This is a genomic window from Oscillibacter sp. (assembly GCF_040505565.1).
Lineage (GTDB): Bacteria > Bacillota > Clostridia > Oscillospirales > Oscillospiraceae > Oscillibacter.
The window spans coordinates 33192-51427 of record NZ_JBEUWZ010000010.1 but is presented as its reverse complement, the minus strand read 5'-3'; the positions used below and the strand labels follow the sequence as shown (position 1 = coordinate 51427).

The 18236-nt window shown below is 59.2% G+C and carries 17 protein-coding genes; all 17 read left to right on the top strand.

Features of this window, described 5'->3' with window-relative positions; translation table 11 throughout:
- The first annotated feature begins 94 nt into the window (after positions 1-94).
- Complete coding sequence (locus ABWQ15_RS04145; protein WP_353907564.1) at positions 95-493, top strand: GrdX family protein; 399 nt, start codon at positions 95-97, stop codon at positions 491-493.
- Positions 494-509: 16 nt separating this feature from the next.
- On the top strand, positions 510-1802 hold the full coding sequence (locus tag ABWQ15_RS04140; RefSeq protein WP_353907563.1) for a glycine/sarcosine/betaine reductase component B subunit: 1293 nt from the start codon (positions 510-512) through the stop codon (positions 1800-1802).
- An 18-nt stretch (positions 1803-1820) separates the two neighbouring features.
- Complete coding sequence (gene grdB, locus ABWQ15_RS04135) at positions 1821-3125, top strand: glycine reductase complex selenoprotein B (protein ID WP_353907562.1); 1305 nt, start codon at positions 1821-1823, stop codon at positions 3123-3125.
- Between the two features lie 74 nt (positions 3126-3199).
- Entirely contained in the window at positions 3200-4141 is a 942-nt protein-coding gene (trxB, locus tag ABWQ15_RS04130; RefSeq protein WP_353907561.1) for a thioredoxin-disulfide reductase, read from the top strand.
- A 15-nt stretch (positions 4142-4156) separates the two neighbouring features.
- Positions 4157-4477 (top strand): thioredoxin TrxA, encoded by a 321-nt coding sequence (gene trxA / locus ABWQ15_RS04125; RefSeq protein WP_353907560.1) that lies wholly within the window; start codon positions 4157-4159, stop codon positions 4475-4477.
- A 158-nt stretch (positions 4478-4635) separates the two neighbouring features.
- Positions 4636-5106, top strand: a complete 471-nt coding sequence (gene grdA, locus ABWQ15_RS04120; RefSeq protein ID WP_353907559.1) for a glycine/sarcosine/betaine reductase complex selenoprotein A — start codon at positions 4636-4638, stop codon at positions 5104-5106.
- 185 nt (positions 5107-5291) lie between these two features.
- Positions 5292-6833: a glycine/sarcosine/betaine reductase complex component C subunit beta gene (gene grdC / locus ABWQ15_RS04115; protein ID WP_353907558.1), complete on the top strand. Its 1542-nt coding sequence runs from the start codon at positions 5292-5294 to the stop codon at positions 6831-6833.
- A 12-nt stretch (positions 6834-6845) separates the two neighbouring features.
- Positions 6846-8000 (top strand): glycine/sarcosine/betaine reductase complex component C subunit alpha, encoded by a 1155-nt coding sequence (gene grdD, locus ABWQ15_RS04110; RefSeq protein ID WP_353907557.1) that lies wholly within the window; start codon positions 6846-6848, stop codon positions 7998-8000.
- 11 nt (positions 8001-8011) lie between these two features.
- Positions 8012-8305 (top strand): hypothetical protein, encoded by a 294-nt coding sequence (locus ABWQ15_RS04105; RefSeq protein WP_353907556.1) that lies wholly within the window; start codon positions 8012-8014, stop codon positions 8303-8305.
- Positions 8306-8614: 309 nt separating this feature from the next.
- The gene (ftsE, locus tag ABWQ15_RS04100; protein ID WP_353907555.1) at positions 8615-9313 is read left to right on the top strand and encodes a cell division ATP-binding protein FtsE; all 699 of its coding nucleotides are present in this window, start codon (positions 8615-8617) and stop codon (positions 9311-9313) included.
- Positions 9300-10187 carry a permease-like cell division protein FtsX gene (gene ftsX / locus ABWQ15_RS04095; RefSeq protein WP_353907554.1) on the top strand — a complete coding sequence of 296 codons (888 nt, stop codon included), beginning with the start codon at positions 9300-9302 and terminating at the stop codon, positions 10185-10187. Before ftsE ends, ftsX begins: the two co-directional genes overlap by 14 nt.
- A 34-nt stretch (positions 10188-10221) precedes the next feature.
- The gene (locus ABWQ15_RS04090; RefSeq protein WP_353907553.1) at positions 10222-11427 is read left to right on the top strand and encodes a murein hydrolase activator EnvC family protein; all 1206 of its coding nucleotides are present in this window, start codon (positions 10222-10224) and stop codon (positions 11425-11427) included.
- A gap of 129 nt (positions 11428-11556) precedes the next feature.
- The gene (locus tag ABWQ15_RS04085) at positions 11557-12279 is read left to right on the top strand and encodes a hypothetical protein (RefSeq protein ID WP_353907552.1); all 723 of its coding nucleotides are present in this window, start codon (positions 11557-11559) and stop codon (positions 12277-12279) included.
- Between the two features lie 160 nt (positions 12280-12439).
- Positions 12440-13207, top strand: a complete 768-nt coding sequence (locus ABWQ15_RS04080) for a TrmH family RNA methyltransferase (RefSeq protein WP_353907551.1) — start codon at positions 12440-12442, stop codon at positions 13205-13207.
- Between the two features lie 13 nt (positions 13208-13220).
- Positions 13221-14399 (top strand): DNA-processing protein DprA, encoded by a 1179-nt coding sequence (gene dprA, locus ABWQ15_RS04075; RefSeq protein ID WP_353907550.1) that lies wholly within the window; start codon positions 13221-13223, stop codon positions 14397-14399.
- 37 nt (positions 14400-14436) lie between these two features.
- Positions 14437-16818 (top strand): type I DNA topoisomerase, encoded by a 2382-nt coding sequence (gene topA / locus ABWQ15_RS04070; RefSeq protein WP_353907549.1) that lies wholly within the window; start codon positions 14437-14439, stop codon positions 16816-16818.
- Between the two features lie 61 nt (positions 16819-16879).
- Positions 16880-18187 carry a methylenetetrahydrofolate--tRNA-(uracil(54)-C(5))-methyltransferase (FADH(2)-oxidizing) TrmFO gene (gene trmFO / locus ABWQ15_RS04065; protein ID WP_353907548.1) on the top strand — a complete coding sequence of 436 codons (1308 nt, stop codon included), beginning with the start codon at positions 16880-16882 and terminating at the stop codon, positions 18185-18187.
- Positions 18188-18236: the final 49 nt, after the last annotated feature.

The following is an 18236-nucleotide window of genomic DNA, read 5'->3' as shown; positions in this document are numbered from 1 at the left end:
GGCAATACAGGACTTGTATTGTCTGATCCTGTTTTTGCTTTTTAGAATCTACGGAAGAAAGAAGGGATGGAAAACGCTAAGCGACCGTCATTATTTGATTCTCACCAACAACCCGCTGGTAAAAACCTGCATGGAGGGGCGGTATGCCGTCCGCTTCTTTGAGGATCTGACCCTTCGGGAGATTCTGGTGAAAGCGCGGGACATGGTTTACAATGGGCATACTCTGTATACCCACCCTCTGGCGGGCAGTGTGAAGCCCAATGAGACGCCTTATAAATCCGTTGTGGTGTCTCAGAAATCCAATGAGTTTTCCCCGGAACAGGCGCAGATCATCGCGGGCAGCATCGAGGCCTGCGACAAGTTCAGCCCCCGAAACCGGACGCTCACCCAGCAGGTGCTGGAGGATTTCCAACTGATCGACTATACCCTGCTCTCCGGCGCCTTGGGCTATGACGCTGCGGCGGGTCTTAGTAACGCGACCAACAAAAAATGAAAAGGAGGTGCTCACTTTGAAATTGGAATTGGGTTTCATTCAGATCAGGGACATTCAATTTTCAAAGGAATGCAAGGTAGAAAGTGGAACGCTTTACGTCAATGCCGATGAAGTAAAGGACTTCATATTCCAGGACGACGACGTGAAGGCCTGTGTCAAGGCGGCGCACTTTGACATCGCAAAGCCCGGCGAGAGCGTGCGCATCACCCCGGTGAAGGATGTCATTGAGCCCCGCGTGAAGGTCGAGGGCCCAGGCGGAGAGTTCCCCGGCGTGATTGCAAAGGTGGATACCGTCGGCTCCGGCAAGACCCATGTCCTGCGGGGAATGGCCATCGTCACCGCGGGCAAGATCGTCGGCTTCCAGGAGGGCATCATCGACATGTCCGGCCCCGGCGCGGATTACACCCCGTTCTCAAAGCTTTTAAATCTGGTGCTGGTGTGCGAGCCCGTGGAGGGCGTCCGTCAGCATGAGTACGAGCATGCCGTCCGCATCGCCGGTCTCCGGGCCGCCACGTTCGTGGGCGAGCTGGGTCGCAACCTTACCCCCGACGAGACGCAGGAGTTCGAGACCTACGGCATCAAGGAGGGCATTGAAAAGTTCCCCGACCTTCCCCGCGTGGCCTACGTCCACATGCTCCAGAGTCAGGGTCTGCTGCACGACACGTATGTCTACGGTGTGGACGCAAAGAAGATCATCTCCACGCTGATCAATCCAACCGAGACCATGGACGGCGCCATCATCTCCGGCAACTGCGTGTCCGCCTGCGACAAGAATACCACCTATCATCATCAGAACAACCCCGTGGTGGCCGATCTGTTCGCGCAGCACGGCAAGACGCTGAATTATGTCTGCAATATCATCACCAACGAGAATGTGTATCTGGCCGACAAGCAGCGCTCCTCCGACTGGGCATCCAAGTTGGCCGGGATGCTGGATCTGGACGGCGTCATCATTTCCGAGGAGGGCTTCGGCAATCCCGACACTGACCTGATCATGAACTGCAAGAAGACGGAGCAAAAGGGTGTCAAGACGGTTCTGGTCACCGACGAGTATGCTGGTCAGGACGGCAAGTCCCAGTCCCTTGCCGACGCCGATCCGTTGGCTGACGCGGTTGTCACAGGCGGCAACGCCAACGAGGTCATCATTCTGCCCCCGATGGACAAGGTGATCGGCACGCTGGACTATGTGGATAAGATCGCCGGCGGCCACGCGGGTTCTCTGCGGCCCGACGGGTCCATCGAGGCGGAGATTCAGGTCATCACCGGCGCCACCAACGAGATAGGCTTCAACTGCCTGAGCGCAAGATAAGGAAAGGAGGACAAGAGCATGAGTTATCGTGTCGTACACTATATCAACCAGTTCTTCGCCAACATCGGCGGCGAGGAAATGGCCCACGTGCCTCCCGAGCTGCGGGAAGGCCATGTCGGTCCCGGCCTTGCCTTCAATCAGGCATGGAAGGGCGAGGCGGAAATTGTGCAGACCATCGTCTGCGGCGATTCCTATTTTGCCGAGCATGAGAAGGACGCCAAGGCGCAGGTTCTAGAGTGGGTCAAGGAGGCAAAGCCCGATCTGTTTATCGCCGGTCCCGCGTTCAACGCCGGACGTTACGGTTATGCCTGCGCCAATGTGTGCCAGGTTGTTCAGGACGAGCTGGGAATCCCGGTCCTGACCGGTATGTATGAGGAAAACCCCGGCGCGGACCTGAAGGAGAAGGTCCTGATCGTTGCCACCACCAACAGCGCCGCCGGTATGCGCAAGGCCGCCCCCACCATGGCAAAGCTGGCCATGAAGCTGATGAAGGGCGAGGCCCTCGGTGCCTCCTGCGAGGAGGGCTATATGCCCAACGGAATCCGCCGCAACTTCTTTGAGAAGGAGCGCGGGTCCAAGCGCGCCGTGGATATGCTGTTGTCAAAGCTGGCGGAAAAGCCCTTCACCACCGAGTATCCCATGCCCTCTTTCGACCGTGTGGCCCCCAATAAGGCGGTCAAGGACCTCAGCAAGGCAACGATCGCCCTTTGCACTTCCGGCGGCATCGTTCCCAAGGGCAACCCCGACCATATTGAGTCCTCCTCCGCCTCTCATTACGGTGAATACTGCATCAAGGGCGTGGAGAAGCTGACCAGCGAGACCTACGAGACCGCCCACGGCGGCTACGATCCGGTCTATGCCAACGAGAACCCCAACCGCGTCCTGCCTGTGGACGTGCTGCGGGAGCTTGAGAAGGAAGGCGTGATCGGCAAACTCCACGATCACTATTATTCCACCGTCGGAAACGGCACCGCCGTGGCTTCCGCCAAGAAGTTTGCCGCCGAGTATGCCCAAAAGCTCCTGCAGGCCAACGTAAACGCGGTCATCATGACCAGCACATGAGGTACCTGCACGCGTTGCGGTGCAACGATGGTTAAAGAGATTGAGCGCGCGGGTATCCCCGTGGTGCATATGTGCACAATTACTCCAATCTCCATGACGGTGGGCGCCAACCGGATCGTTCCCACCATTGCAATTCCCCATCCTCTCGGCAATCCCTCCCTCACTCCCGAGGAGGAGTACGCCCTTCGCAAGAAGCTGGTGATCCGCGCGCTGGAGGCGCTGACCACCGAGATTGAGGATCAGACCATTTTTGAGGTCTGATCGAACTTAAACATCGCCCCCCACGGCGGTCCGACCGGCCGCCGCGGGGGAGCGATAATAGGAGCGGTGAAGCAATGAGCAAAATCTACGACGTGATCGTGATGGGCGCGGGTCCGGCGGGACTGACTGCCGGACTGTATGCCGGGCGCAGCCGTCTGGATACCCTCATCATTGAAAAGGGCCAGGATGGCGGACAGATCGCCATCACCAATGAAATCGAAAACTATCCCGGGCAGCAGATGGAGGGCGAGACCGGTCCCTCCCTCATTGCCCGGATGACGGAACAGGCCAAAAAGTTCGGCGCGGAGCGGGTCGGTGATGTGATCAAGTCCGTGGACCTTGGCGGCGACGTGAAGAAGCTGACGGGCAACAAGGGCGAATACCTTGCAAAGACTGTAATCCTGGCCACCGGCGCGTTCCCCAGGCCCATCGGCTGTAAAAACGAGGCCAAATACATGGGCAAGGGGATTTCCTACTGCGCCACCTGCGACGCCGCGTTTTTTGAGGACTTTGAAGTTTACGTGGTGGGTGGCGGCGACGCCGCCGTGGAAGAGGCCATGTACCTCGCCAAGTTTGCCCGGAAGGTCACCGTGATCCACCGCCGCGACGAGTTGCGGGCCGCCAAGTCAATTCAGGAGAAGGCGTTCGCCAATCCCAAGATGAACTTTATGTGGGACACCGTGGTGGACGAGGCGGACGGCGACGAGATTCTCTCCAAGATGATCGTCCGAAATACCAAGACCGGCGAACTGACCACCATCGAGGCGGACGAGGAAGACGGAATGTTCGGCCTGTTTGGGTTCATTGGCCTGCTGCCCAATACAAAGCTGTTCGAAGGTCTGCTGGACATGGAAAACGGCTATATTAAGACCGACGACAATATGCATACCAACCTCCCCGGCGTGTTCGCCGCGGGGGACCTGCGGGTAAAGAGCCTGCGGCAGGTGGTCACTGCCGCCGCCGACGGCGCCATTGCCGCCATGCAGGCCGAGCATTATATCGCCAACCTGAAATAAAAGGAGAGATAGAATATGCTGGAACTGGATAAGACAAATTTTGAAGCCGAGGTGCTTCAGTCCCCCTGCAAGGTTGTTGTGGACTTCTATGGCGACGGCTGCGTTCCCTGCGCCGCCCTGATGCCCCACGTCCATGAGTTTGCGGAGAAGTACGGCGGCGACAGCCTGAAATTCTGCGCTTTGAACACCACCAAGGCCCGGCGGCTGGCCATCGGCCAGAAGATCCTGGGCCTGCCGGTCATCGCTGTGTATGAAAACGGCGAGATGATCGACTCCTGCGTGAAGGATGACGCAACGCCGGAGAACGTGGAGAACATGATCAAAAAGTACGTGTGATCTAGAGAAAACTGCGATTCACTAGGCATTTCCCCCTGACGATCCGCAAAGCGGGGAGAACAAGGGGGCGGACCCTTTGGAAATCCTAAAACAGGTAGCAGGCCGGAGAACATTTGATCCGGCTGACTATAATCTTACAGAAAAGGAGGAACAGAAACATGGGCATTTTAGCGGGTAAAAAGGTTGTCATCATCGGCGACCGTGACGGTATCCCCGGCCAGGCCATCGAGGCCTGCGCCAAGAGCGCCGGCGCTGAAGTTGTGTTTTCCTCAACGGAGTGCTTCGTCTGAACGGCCGCTGGTGCAATGGATCTGGAAAATCAGAAGCGGGTTAAGGAATTTGCCGAGCAGTATGGCCCCGAGAACGTCGTCGTTCTTCTGGGCGCAGCTGAGGGCGAGGCTTCCGGCCTTGCGGCTGAGACGGTTACCAACGGTGACCCGACCTATGCCGGTCCATTGACAGGAGTCCAGTTGGGACTCAAGGTTTATCACGTGTGCGAGCCTGAAATCAAAGTGGAATTTGATGAGGCCGTCTATGAAGAGCAGATCAGCATGATGGAAATGGTCCTGGACGTTGACGATATCGTCAACGAGATGACCACCATCCGTGAGCAGTACTGCAAGTATTGATCCGGAACACGGCGGGAGCGGCGGCAAAAGCCGCCGCTCCTCCGTTTTTCCTCGGAAAACGCCCGGCGGCCGCCGGGGAGAAGCGCGGAGAGCGGAGTTTTTCGCGCCTCTCCGCAGCGGCGGCCGAACGGCCCGGAAACAGAGCGGTGTTCCATTTTAAAATGCAGAGAGGACGGTATTTTTTCATGAAAAGTGTCATCAAAGGCGCGGGCTATATTCTGGTCCACACGCCCGACATGGTGCTGCACAACGGCACCACCCAGACCACTGAGCGGATCGTCAACCCCAACAGCGAGTATTTGAAGGAGCTGCCCAAGCACATCCGCAGCTTTGAGCAGGCACTGTCCTATTGGCCCAATCAGGTCTACATCGGCAACAAGACCCCCGGGGAGTTGGCCGCTGTGGAACAGCCTTGGTGCGACAAGACCTGCGACGTAAACGACCGGTACGGCAAGTTCGGCCAGATCATGCCGCAGGAGGAGTTTTTGCTGCTGATGCAAAGCTGCGACGTGTTCGATCTGGTGAAGTTGGACAGGGACTTTGTGGCCGCCTATAAGGGGGCGCTGGCCGCCAACCCCTTGATTGATGAAGCGATCATGGCCCGCATCAACGACGGCGTGGACGGAGCCGCGGTGGCGCGTCTGGTGGAAGAGGATCACTCCGAGGGGCTCTACGACCATGACAAGCTGGTGGGCTGCGTGAACCGCGCCCACGACATTGACGTGAATCTCTCCGCCCATGTGATACTCGAAAATCTGGTGTCTAAGGCGTCCTCCGTCCTGGCGCTGCTGTCCGTTGTGAAGAGTGCGGGAATCGACAAGACCGAGGTGGAGTACGTCATCGACTGTGCGGAGGAAGCCTGCGGCGACATGAATCAGCGCGGCGGCGGCAACTTCGCCAAGTCTGCCGCGGAAATCGCAGGCCTTTCCCGCGCCACCGGCTCCGACGTCCGGGGTTTTTGCGCCGCCCCGTCCCACGCCATGATCGAGGCCGCCGCTCTGGTCGCCTCCGGTGCGTATAAGACCGTCGTCGTCACCGCCGGCGGCTGCACCGCGAAGCTGGGCATGAACGGGAAGGACCACGTGAAGAAGGGCCTTCCCATTATGGAGGACATGGTTGGCGGTTTCGCCGTTGTGGTTACGCAGAACGACGGCGTCAACCCCGAGATCAATCTGGAGCTGCTGGGCCGCCATACCGTGGGCACCGGCTCCGCGCCTCAGGCCGTCATCTCCAGCCTCGTCACCGATCCGCTGGACCGGGCGGGATTGAAGATCACCGACATCGATAAATACTCTCCCGAAATGCAAAACCCCGACATTACAAAACCCGCCGGCGCGGGCGATGTGCCGCTGGCAAACTACAAGATGATCGCCGCTCTTGCGGTGAAGCGGGGAGAGATTGAAAAGGCGGACCTCATGAAGTTCCCGGTGGAGCACGGCCTCACCGGCTGGGCGCCCACCCAGGGCCACATCCCCTCCGGCGTGCCCTATATCGGCTTTGCCCGAGAGGACCTGCTGGCGGGCAAAATCAGCCGGGTCATGATTATCGGCAAGGGCTCGCTGTTTTTGGGCCGCATGACCAATCTGTTTGACGGCGTCTCCTTCGTCATCCAGAAAAACTCCGGCGAAGAGGCCGCTCGGGGCGGCGTCAGCGAGGGGCAGGTCAAGAGCCTGATTGCCAAGGCCATGAAGGAGTTTGCGGCGACATTGCTGTCGCAGGCGGATTGAGCGGGGTGCGGCATGAGTAATCTGGAAAAGACCATTGCCAAGACCTTTTTGGAAATGGCGGAGGGGCTGGAAAACGGGTCCTATGGCATCCGTCCCAAAATTGCCCTAACCGGCATGGGCAGCGAGCACGGCGAGGAAAACGCCATGGCCGCCGCTCAGATGGCGGCGAAGCGGGGCGTGGACGTGTATTATATCGGCACACTGGAAGCTGAGGGCGTTACGACCGTAAAGGTCTCGGACGCGGACGAGGGCCACCGCAAAATGGAGCAGATGGTGGAAAACCATGAGGTGGACGGCGCCGTGACCATGCACTTTCCTTTCCCCATCGGCGTGTCCACTGTGGGACGGGTCGTTACCCCCGGCAAAGGCAAGGAGATGTTCATCGCCAATACCACCGGCACCTCCAGCGCCGACCGAATTGAGGGTATGATCAAAAACGCGGTCTATGGCATCATTGCCGCAAAGACCGGCGGCGTGGAGAACCCCACCGTGGGCATTTTGAACGTGGACGGCGCGCGGCAGACGGAGATGGCGCTCAGACAGCTTCAGGAGGGCGGCTACGATTTTCGGTTTGCTGAGTCCGGGAGAGCGGACGGCGGCGCAGTGATGCGGGGCAACGATGTGCTTCAGGGCACGCCGGACATTCTGGTGACGGACTCCCTGACGGGCAATGTCCTCATCAAAATGCTCTCCGCCTATACCACCGGCGGCAGCTTTGAGGCCACCGGCTACGGTTACGGTCCCGGCATCGGCAAGGGCTATGAAAAGCTGATCCTGATTATCTCCCGGGCCTCCGGCGCCCCGCTGATCGCAAACGCACTGGAATTTGCCGCCCAACTGGTGCGGGGCAAGGTGTTTGACGTGGCGCAGCGGGAGTTTGACAAGGCAGAAAAGGCGGGACTGAACAGGATATTGGAGGCCCGCAAGGCATCCGCCAAGCCCGCCGCGGCAACGGAAGAGACCGTGAAGGCTCCACCCGCCGAACCAGTCACAGCCAGCATTCCCGGCATCGAGGTCATGGACCTGGAGGATGCCGTGCAGCTGCTGTGGAAGGCCGGTATCTATGCCGAAAGCGGCATGGGCTGCACCGGACCGCTGGTCATGATGAGTGAGGCAAATTACGGAAGATCACTGGAGATCCTGAAAAAAGCCGGATACGTGGGCTGAGGGAGGAACGCATGAAAGTCAACGACATCATCGAAAAGTGCGAAAAGGACCTGAGCTGGGAAAACCTGGTGGACCTGGTGGCCAACCACAACCGGCAGGTGGACCTGTTGTTCGCTGAAAAACAGACCGACGAGGACGGATATTTGAGCTGGGACGCGGAGAACTGGACCTCGGTGGACGGCAAGCGTTTCATCCGCAGCTACTCGTTGGAGGGACGGACGCTGTCCGACTATTCCGGGTACAACAAATATGATATGAAGGGCTATTTTAAGCCCGAAACGGCAAAGGAAGTGCGGCTGAACTGAGCTGCGGGCGCCCAAAAGGTTTACCGGACCTGTCGGGGCTGCATATGTTCCGGCGCAGCGCGGACTTTTAGAAGACACGGGGAAGGCGGCATTCAGCCGCCTTCCTTTTTTTGCAAAGGCCGGCGGGACGGTACAAATTCAGGCGTAAAAAGCCGTTCATAATCTCTCCGGATATAGTGGAAATAGCGGATATATTTCTACTTGCATGATGGAGAAAAACCATATATAATGTATTCGATTGTAGATTTATGTCGACCAGTCAGAAAGTAAAATTTTGGCGAGCCGACTGAAATGGAGCGAGGTGCGTGTATGATCCGTCTGAAGGACGTGGAAATGGAGTATGACAATGGGACTCAGGCTATCCGGGGCATCACCCTTACCATCGAGGACGGTGAGTTCCTGTTTCTGGTGGGTCCCTCCGGGGCTGGAAAATCCACCATTATTAAGCTTCTTACCGGAGAGGTGGAACCAAGCTGCGGCCGCATTATGATCAATGGCTTTTCCGTCAGCAATATCACCGACAAGCAGCTGCCCATCATGCGGCGGACGGTAGGCGTTATTTTTCAGGATTTCCGCCTGATCGAAAAGAAAACAGTGTATGATAACCTGGCTTTTGTCATGCGGGCCGTGGGGGCCGGCGAGAAGGAACTTCGCAAGCGCATTCCCTATGTTTTGAAGCTGGTGGGACTGGAGGAGAAGGCCACTCACTACCCCACGGAGCTGTCGGGAGGCGAGCAGCAGCGCGTGGCCATCGCCCGGGCGCTGGTGAATAACCCCACCACCATCATCGCCGACGAACCTACCGGCAATCTGGACCCGGAGCGGTCATTGGAGCTGATGCGGCTGCTGGTGAAAATCAACTCGCTGGGGACGACCGTGGTGGTCGTCACGCATGAAAAAGACTTGGTGGACCGCTTTGAAAAGCGCGTGGTCACCATCGACGGCGGCCGAATTATCAACGATTCCGTCGGCGGCTATGTGGGAGGACATATCCATGGGAAAGCATAATTTCCGTTACTTTTTTCGCGAGGGCATTTCCAATATGTTCAGCCATGGGTTCATGTCCTTCGCGGCCATCGGCATTACCGTGGCCTGTCTCCTGATAATGGGCACCTTCACACTGGTCGCGGTGAATGCCAACCAGCAGCTCAAGGACATGGAGAAGGACAACGAAATGCTGGCCTATGTGGACGAGAGCTATACCACCGAACAAGCGCGGATGCTCCAAAAGGAGATCGAGGCGCAGCCCAATGTGGCCTCTGTAACCTTTATCACCAGAGAAGAGGCAATGAAGGAGTTTCAGGAGAAATACGCCGACGAAACGCTGTTTCAGGATCTGGACCCGCAGATCCTCCGGGATCGGTACGCCGTCAAGACCGTGAATATTCAACTTACCGGCGAGACAAAAGAGGCCTTGGAGAAGGTGAAAGGGGTTGCCAGCGTCACCGCCTATGAGGAAATCTCCGACGGGCTGATCACCGTGCGGAACATTGCCACGGTGGTTTGCATGACGCTGATTGTCATCTTGCTGGTGGTGTCTGTGTTCATCATCTCCAACACCATCAAGCTCACTACCTTTGACCGGCGGGAGGAAATCGCCATCATGCGTATGGTGGGCGCCACCAACAGCTTTATTCGCTGGCCCTTTGTGTACGAGGGCTTTATGCTGGGCTTTACCGGGGCGGTGATCGCGTTCCTTTTGCAGTGGGCACTGTATGAGGCAGTGACTCGGGGCGTGGAGAGCAGCGATACGCTCCAGCTCATCAGCGTGGTGAACTTTGGACAGCTGTGGGTTCCCGTGGCGGCTACATTTTTGATTGCTGGAGTTGTGATCGGCGTGGGGGGAAGCCTCTCCGCCATCCGACGGTTCCTACAGGTATGAGCAAAGCGTTTTCGTGGTAAAGGAGAGAAAATTGATGAGACCGATGAAGCGCATTGCGGCGGGATTGATGGCCCTGATGGTGATCTGCACCGCGGCGGTGCTGCCCCAACCGGTGAGCGCGGTGACTCAGGCAGATATCGACGCCCTGAAAGGCAACGCATCCGACCTGACCGGTCAGAAAAAAGCGCTGCAGGCAAAGCTGGCGTCTCTGTCCGACGATAAGGCGGAGGTCATGCAGAAAAAGGAACTGCTGGACCAGCAGATTGCTGTACAGGTGAAGGAGATCAGCAACGTGGAGAGCCAAATATCCACGTATGCCCAGCTGATCACCCAGACCCAGGCGGAGCTGGCCGACGCGCAGGAGCGGGAGGCCGCCCAGTACGAGCTGTTCTGTCGCCGGGTGCGGGTCATGGAGGAGGAGGGAAGCGTCAGCTATTGGGCCGTTCTTTTTAAGGCCGACAACTTCACGGACCTGCTGGACCGGCTGGACGCGGTGAACGAGATTATGAACGCCGATCAGGCGGTGATCGACCAGTTAAAGGCGCTTCAGGATGAAATCTCGCAAAAAGAAGCGTCGCTGCAATCCTCCAAGGCCGACTCGGAGGCGGCGAAGGCCGATCTAGTGTCCAAAAAGTCCGCGCTCGAATCTCAGCGGAAGCAGGCCAACCAGCTGATCCAGCAGTTGGCCTCCAACCAGGATGAAACAGAGGCTGCAATCGACGGTTTGGAAGAGGAAGAAGAGGCTATCCAGAAGCGTATTCAGGATATGAGCCGGAAGCTGGCGGAGGAACAGGCCGCCGCCAATGGCGGAAAGGTCTCCAACGCGGCGCTTGGGGGATACATCTGGCCGGTGGACAGCCATTACGTCACCTCCACCTTTGGCGGACGGGCGTCCCCCGGCGGCATCGGGTCCACCAATCACAAGGGCGTGGACATCGGAAAAGTTGGCTATACCACCACGGTCCACGCCGCTAAGGCGGGTACCGTCTTGGTGGCACAGCGCTCCAGCTCTTACGGCAATTACGTGGTGATCTCCCACGGCAGCGGCAATACGACGCTGTATGGGCATATGAGCAGCCTCAGCGTCTCGGCCGGAACCAACGTGAAGCAGGGCGACGCCATCGGCATCACCGGCTCCACCGGAAACTCAACCGGTCCCCATCTCCACTTTGAGATATCAGAGAACGGTGTGCGCATCAATCCCTTGAAATATCTCACCGGCTATACGCTGGCCGGGTGATTTTTTCGCATAAGCAGCCCTCCCGTCCCATAGAAATGGGACGGGAGGGCTGCTGCGTCCGGTAACGCGGCCCGCTCCGGCGCGGGGAAGTCCGCTCCGATTTTCCCACGGGAACGCAGGGAGGTTCGCATGATTGGATTTGTGGCATGGACGGAGGAAAGAGCGCCCCGGCGGGCGGAGGAACAGGCGGTTCTGCGGATGCGGTTTCTGGGGGTGCACCTGCTGCGGCGGAAAAATACTCCCGCTGCCGTTTTGCACCGCCGGGCGGTTTCGGCGGCAAAAAAGCTTCAAAAGCTTGGGATTACTCGGGCGGTGTTTCCGGAAAATTTCCCGTATGAGGCGGTTTTTACGAAGCACGGCATTTGTCCGGTGGAGGTGATGCCGCTGTACCGGAGTCTTGCGGTGGAGTGGCTCCGGGCGGAAATTGCGGCCAAAGGACTTTCCGGCGCATCCACAGCGGCGGTCTGCGCCGACCGGCTCACCGGGGAGTTGGTGCGGGCGGTGACGGAGCTGTGCCTGCGTTATCGCTATGTGCTGTTGGATGTCCCGGACGGCGGGGAGGAGCTGGCCCGGCAGCTGCGGCGGGAATTTGGGGTGTCGCTGATTCTGCGGCCAAATGCCGGACAGCTGTCGGAGGCGGAAGCCGCGCTGCTGTTTGCCCCAAGGCCGGAGCTGCACAGCGCCGTGGCGCTGGCGCTCTATGATGGTGCGGAAGTTCCGGAAAATGTGACCTTGACACTCCCGGCATTGGAGGACCAGCTGCCCGTCGGCTGCCGCAGGGACCAGCTGTTTGCCGCGCTCTGCGGGGCGGGCGTACTGCGCGCTGCCCAGATCGAGATAAAGGTGAATTGACTGCCCGCATTTAACATGGTTTCCCTGCGGAAAAACCGCGATTCCATGTAAAAGCGTTGACTTGAATCTTCCAGCGGCGTATGATATACTCACTTTTGTATTAAAATTGGGACTTGTTTATAATAATGTATCAAGTAAATTTGGAGAAGGAGGAGAGGACATGGAGAGAATCTCCAGCAGAAAGAATCCGCTCTGCCTCCAGCTCCGAAAACTCGCGGCGGACGGCAAATACCGCCGCGAGATCGGACGCTTCCTCTGTGACAGCCCGAAGCTGACGGAGGAAGCTCTCCGCTGGGCTCCGGAGATGGTGGATGCAGTGGTGACCACGCCGGGGCAGGCTTTTGGGGAGCTGCCACCCTCTGTTCGGGCAGTGGAGGTGCCGGAGGACGTGATGGCCTCCGTCGCCCCAAGCAAAACGCCTCAGGGCGTTTTGGCCGTGTGCCGGATGCGGGAGGCCGCGCTGCCGGAAAAGCTGGACGGAAGCCGGTATGTGGTGCTGGACGGAGTGCAGGACCCCGGCAACGTGGGAACGATTCTCAGGACGGCGGACGCTTTTTGGGCGGATGGTCTGCTCCTGGTGAACGGCTGCGCCGACCTCTATCACCCCAGAACGCTGCGGGCCAGCATGGGTGCGGTGTTCCGCTGCCCGGTTTGGATCTGTGACGCCTTGGAGGCGGCCGCGCTGCTGAAGCGCAGCGGCATCCCACTGTACGGCGCGGCGCTGCGGGCCGATACGCGGGATATCCGGGAAATGGATTACACCCGAGCCGCCGCCGCCATCGGAAGCGAAGGACGGGGACTTTCAAATGAGATTTTGACACTTTGCGGCGCAACGGTCAAAATTCCCATGAATGAACGCTGCGAATCCCTGAACGCGGCGGCGGCCGCCGCCGCGCTGCTGTGGGAGATGGCCAGGGGCCGGAAGTGAAGGAGGGACGGATATGTCCATGCTGAAATACTGGGTGTGGCTATCCCGGTGCGAGGGCATCGGGAATCAGACCAGGCTTGCCCTGCTGGAGCATTTCCGCACGCCGGAAGACGTCTATTACGCCGACGAGGGTGAAATTCTGCTGACCGAGGGTATTACCCGGCAGGAGGCGGAGGTCCTGAAAAACAAGGACCTGACCAAAGCGGATCAGATTCTGGCAGACTGTGATCGTCTGGACCTTCAGCTCCTGACGCTCCACGACGCGGCGTATCCCATCCGGCTCCGGAGCATTTACGACCCGCCTTGCCTCCTGTACATCCGGGGTCGGTTTCCCGCGGTGGACGAGCTTCCCGCCATCGCCGTGGTGGGGACGCGGAAAGCGTCGCCTTACGGGATCCGATGCGCGGAGAACCTTGCCTTTGGGCTGGCGGACGGCGGGGCCGTGGTGGTCACGGGCCTTGCCCGGGGAATTGATTCCGCCGCGGCGCAGGGTGCTTTGCGGGCGGGGGGCATCGTCATCGGCGTACTGGGCGGCGGCGTCGATGTGATCTACCCCAGGGAAAACGGCTGGCTCTATGATGATGTAGCTGCCGCGGGCTGCCTGATTTCCGAGTATCCGCCGGGGACGGAGCCCCTTCCCGGCCATTTTCCCATTCGCAACCGCATCATGTCGGGGCTGAGCGTCGCCGCGCTGGTGGTGGAGGCGCCCGCGCGCAGCGGCGCGCTGATCACAGCCGGAATGGCTCTGGATCAGGGGCGCGACGTATTCGCCGTCCCCGGTCCCATTTACGCAGAGAACAGCAGGGGCTGCAACCGCCTGATCCGGGACGGCGCGGGTGTGGCTGCGGAGCCGTGGGACATCCTGCGGGATTACGAGGCCCAATTTCCGGGTAAACTTCGCGGACAGACCCGTCCCGCACCGGAACTGCTGGAGAAGCAGCCCGGTCAGCCGACGGAGGCGGCCAAGCCGGTTTTGCCGTCCCTTTCTTTGAAGGGCGCGGGACTGACCGACGATCAGATCCTTCTTCTGCGGACGCTGACCGACCAGCCCATGCCGGTGGACGACCTGATCGAGCTGACGGAGCTGCCCGCCCGGCGGGTGCTGTCGGCGCTGACCATGCTGGAGATCGACCAATATGTGACGCAGTGCAGCGGGAAGCGGTACATCCGCGCTGTGACACTTTTCGAATAAATTTACTTTGTATCCGCGCAAAGTTTTGGAGGTAACTATGGCAAAACAGAGCCTGGTCATCGTGGAATCTCCCGCGAAGGCCAAGACCATCGAAAAATATCTGGGAAAAGAGTTCCGCGTCAAGGCCTCCATGGGCCACCTGCGGGATCTGCCGAAAAGCACTCTGGGTGTGGACGTGGAGCACGACTTCGACCCGGAGTATCAGCCCATCAAGGGCAAAGAAGACATCATCAGCGATCTGAAAAAGTCCGCCAAGGCCGCCGACACGGTGTATCTCGCCACCGACCCGGACCGCGAGGGCGAGGCGATTTCTTGGCATTTGAAGCAGCTTTTGAATCTGCCGGACAGCAAAACCCACCGCGTAACGTTCAACGAGATCACAAAAAAGGTGGTGCAGGAGTCCATACAGGAGCCTAGGGACATTGACCAAAACCTGGTGGACGCCCAGCAGGCGCGGCGCATCCTGGACCGCATTGTGGGCTATCAGCTCAGCCCGCTTCTCTGGAAAAAGGTCCGTCGGGGGCTATCCGCCGGACGGGTCCAGTCTGTCGCAACTCGCATGGTGGACGACCGTGAGCGGGAGATCGAGGCATTCCAGCCGGAGGAATACTGGACGCTGGACGCCGTTCTCCGGAGCGATGACGCGAAGAAGACGGAATTTTCAGCCCACTACCACGGAAAAGACGGCAAAAAAGCGGAGCTGAAGTCTGCCGAAGAGGTGGAGGCCGTGGTGGAGGGGACCAAAAACCATGCGTTTGCCGTTTCGGCTGTAAAGCGGACAGACAAGCAGCGCAGTCCTTCCCCTCCGTTTACCACCTCCACGCTCCAGCAAGATGCGTCCCGAAAGCTGAGCATGACACCCCGGCGGACCATGGCCATCGCCCAGCAGCTCTATGAGGGTGTGGACATTGCGGGTGAGGGCACCGTGGGTCTCATCACCTATATGAGAACCGACTCCCTGCGTATCAGCGAGGAGGCCCTGGACGCCGCCAAGATCTTTATTCTGGGCCGGTACGGCAAGGATTACTACCCCGCTCAGACCCGGCACTATAAGGCCAAGGCCAATGCGCAGGATGCCCATGAGGCGATCCGCCCCAGCAGCGTGGCATTGACGCCGGAGCAGGTGAAGGGCGATTTGACCGGGGAACAGTACCGGCTGTACAAACTAATCTGGAGCCGTTTTTTGGCCAGCCAGATGGAAAACGCCGTGTATGACAGCGTATCCGTGGACATTGCAGCGGGGGAGTACATGTTCCGCGCCACCGCCTCGGGCCTAAAATTCGCGGGTTATACCGCCGTCTATGAAGAGGGCAAAGACGAGGAGAAGGAGGAAAAGGAATCTCCCCTGCCTGCTCTGAGGGAGGGAGAGCCACTGGCGCTGAAGGAGTTCCACAAGGATCAGCACTTCACCCAGCCCCCCGCCCACTACACGGACGCGACGCTCATCCGCGCTATGGAGGAACAGGGCATCGGCAGGCCTTCCACCTATGCTCCCACCGTGTCTACGATCATCGATCGGGAGTATGTCGTCAAGGAGAGCAAGTACCTGAAGATCACGAACCTGGGCCGCGTGGTGACGGAGCTGATGAAGCAGCGGTTTTCCGATATCGCCGACCTTCAGTTCACTGCCCACATGGAGCAGAAGCTGGACTTCGTGGAGGAGGGGAAGACCCCGTGGAAAGATATCCTGCGGGAGTTTTACGGGGATTTTGAAAAGAACCTCAAGGACGCGGAGGCCGCTCTGGAGGGAACCCGCATCAAAGTCCCCGACGAGGTCAGCGAGGAGATCTGCCCGGAGTGCGGGCGGAATCTGGTGGTGAAATCCGGGCGGTTTGGACGGTTTTTGGCTTGCCCGGGGTACCCGGAGTGCAGCTTTACCATGCCGCTGGTGGTGGTGATGCCGGGCCGGTGCCCCAAGTGCGGCGGACGGCTTATGAAGCGCACCGGCGTCAGCAAAAAGAGCAATAAGCAGTATAATTACTACTGCTGCGAACATCGCAATGCCAAGGATGAGACCGCGAAATGCGACTTCATGACCTGGGACGTGCCGGTCAAGGATGACTGCCCGGTGTGCGGCCAGACCATGTTCAAGAGATCGGGCCGAGGCTACAAGCGGCCCTACTGCGTGAATCCGAGCTGCTCCAATTTCCTACCCGAGGAGCAGCGGGGCTACCCGAAAAAGAAGACCGACGAGAACGGCGAGAACGGCGACGTCACAGAGACGGAGGAAGAAGCCGCCGCGAAGACGGCTGCGAAAAAAACGGCGAAGAAGCCTACAGCCAAAACTGCGGTCAAAAAAACCACGAAGGAACCTGCCGCAAAAAAGACGGCAAAAAAGCCTGCGGCCAAGGCGGCTGCAAAAAAACCCGCTGCGAAAAAGACAGCTGTAAAGAAGTCCGCGGTTAAAAAAGAGAATTGATTTGCCCGACCCGGCGCGAATTCCGTTTTATCAGGTAAGGGACATTCGAAAGGACACATTTATGAACGTATCGGTCATCGGCGCGGGTCTTGCCGGCAGCGAGGCTGCCTGGCAGCTGGCCCGGCGGGGCGTCCAAGTGACGCTCTATGAGATGAAACCGCAGAAAAGAACCCCCGCCCATGTGACGGACGACTTTGCGGAGCTGTGCTGCTCCAACTCCCTGCGCAGTGACCAGCTGGAAAACGCCGTGGGCCTTTTGAAAGAGGAACTGCGGCGGCTGGGCTCCCTGATCATGACCTGCGCGGACGCCACCCGTGTGGAGGCGGGCGGCGCGCTGGCGGTGGACCGCCACGGCTTTTCCGCCATGGTGACGGAAAAGATCAGGAGCTGTCCCAACATCACCGTGGTCCCCGGCGAGGTGAGCGACCTTCCGGAGGGCGAGGTGCTGGTTGCCTCCGGTCCCCTGACCTCCGACGCGCTGGCGGATCGGCTGCAGGAGCTGCTGGGGGCGGACACGGCCCTGCACTTTTACGACGCCGCCGCACCCCTGATCGCGTCGGACAGCGTGGATATGGATTCGGCGTGGATGGGTTCCCGCTATGGCAAGGGTACGGCGGATTATGCCAACTGTCCCATGACGGAGACGGAGTACGATGCCTTCTGGCAGGCCTTGACCACTGCCGAAGAGGCTCCGGTCCACGGATTTGAGGACCAAAAGGTGTTTGAGGGCTGTATGCCCGTGGAGGTCATGGCCCGCCGGGGCCACGACACGCTGCTCTTCGGACCGCTGAAGCCCCGGGGACTGGACGATCCCCGGACGGGGCGCTGGCCCTACGCCGTGGTGCAGCTGCGCAGGGATAACGCCGACGGCAGCGTCTACAATCTTGTGGGTTTTCAGACCCATTTGAAATTTCCGGAACAAAAGCGGGTTTTCTCCATGATTCCCGCTCTGAAAAATGCGGAGTTTCTGCGGTACGGCGTGATGCATCGGAATACGTTTCTGGACTCGCCCCGGCTGCTGGACCGGTATTATCGGATGAAGAAGGAGCCGCGTATCGCCTTTGCCGGACAGATGACCGGCGTGGAGGGGTATGTGGAGTCCTGTGCCAGCGGATATCTGGCCGCGGTGGAGCTTTCCCGGCGGCTGCGGGCTTTGCCGCCGCTGGATTTTCCAAGGCAGACGGCTATCGGGGCGCTGGGGCTGTATATCAGCGATGAGTCTGTGGTTCGGTTTCAGCCCATGAACATCAATTTCGGCATCATGCCGCCGCTGGACCACCGGGTCAAGGGAAAACGCGATAAAAACACGGAGATTTCCAGCCGATCGCTGGAAATCGTGGACAGTATGCGGGAAGAAGCGCTCCGCTAAACAGATTCTGCGAACCGCTGGGCTTCTCTGCGGGGCGCGGAGAAAGGGA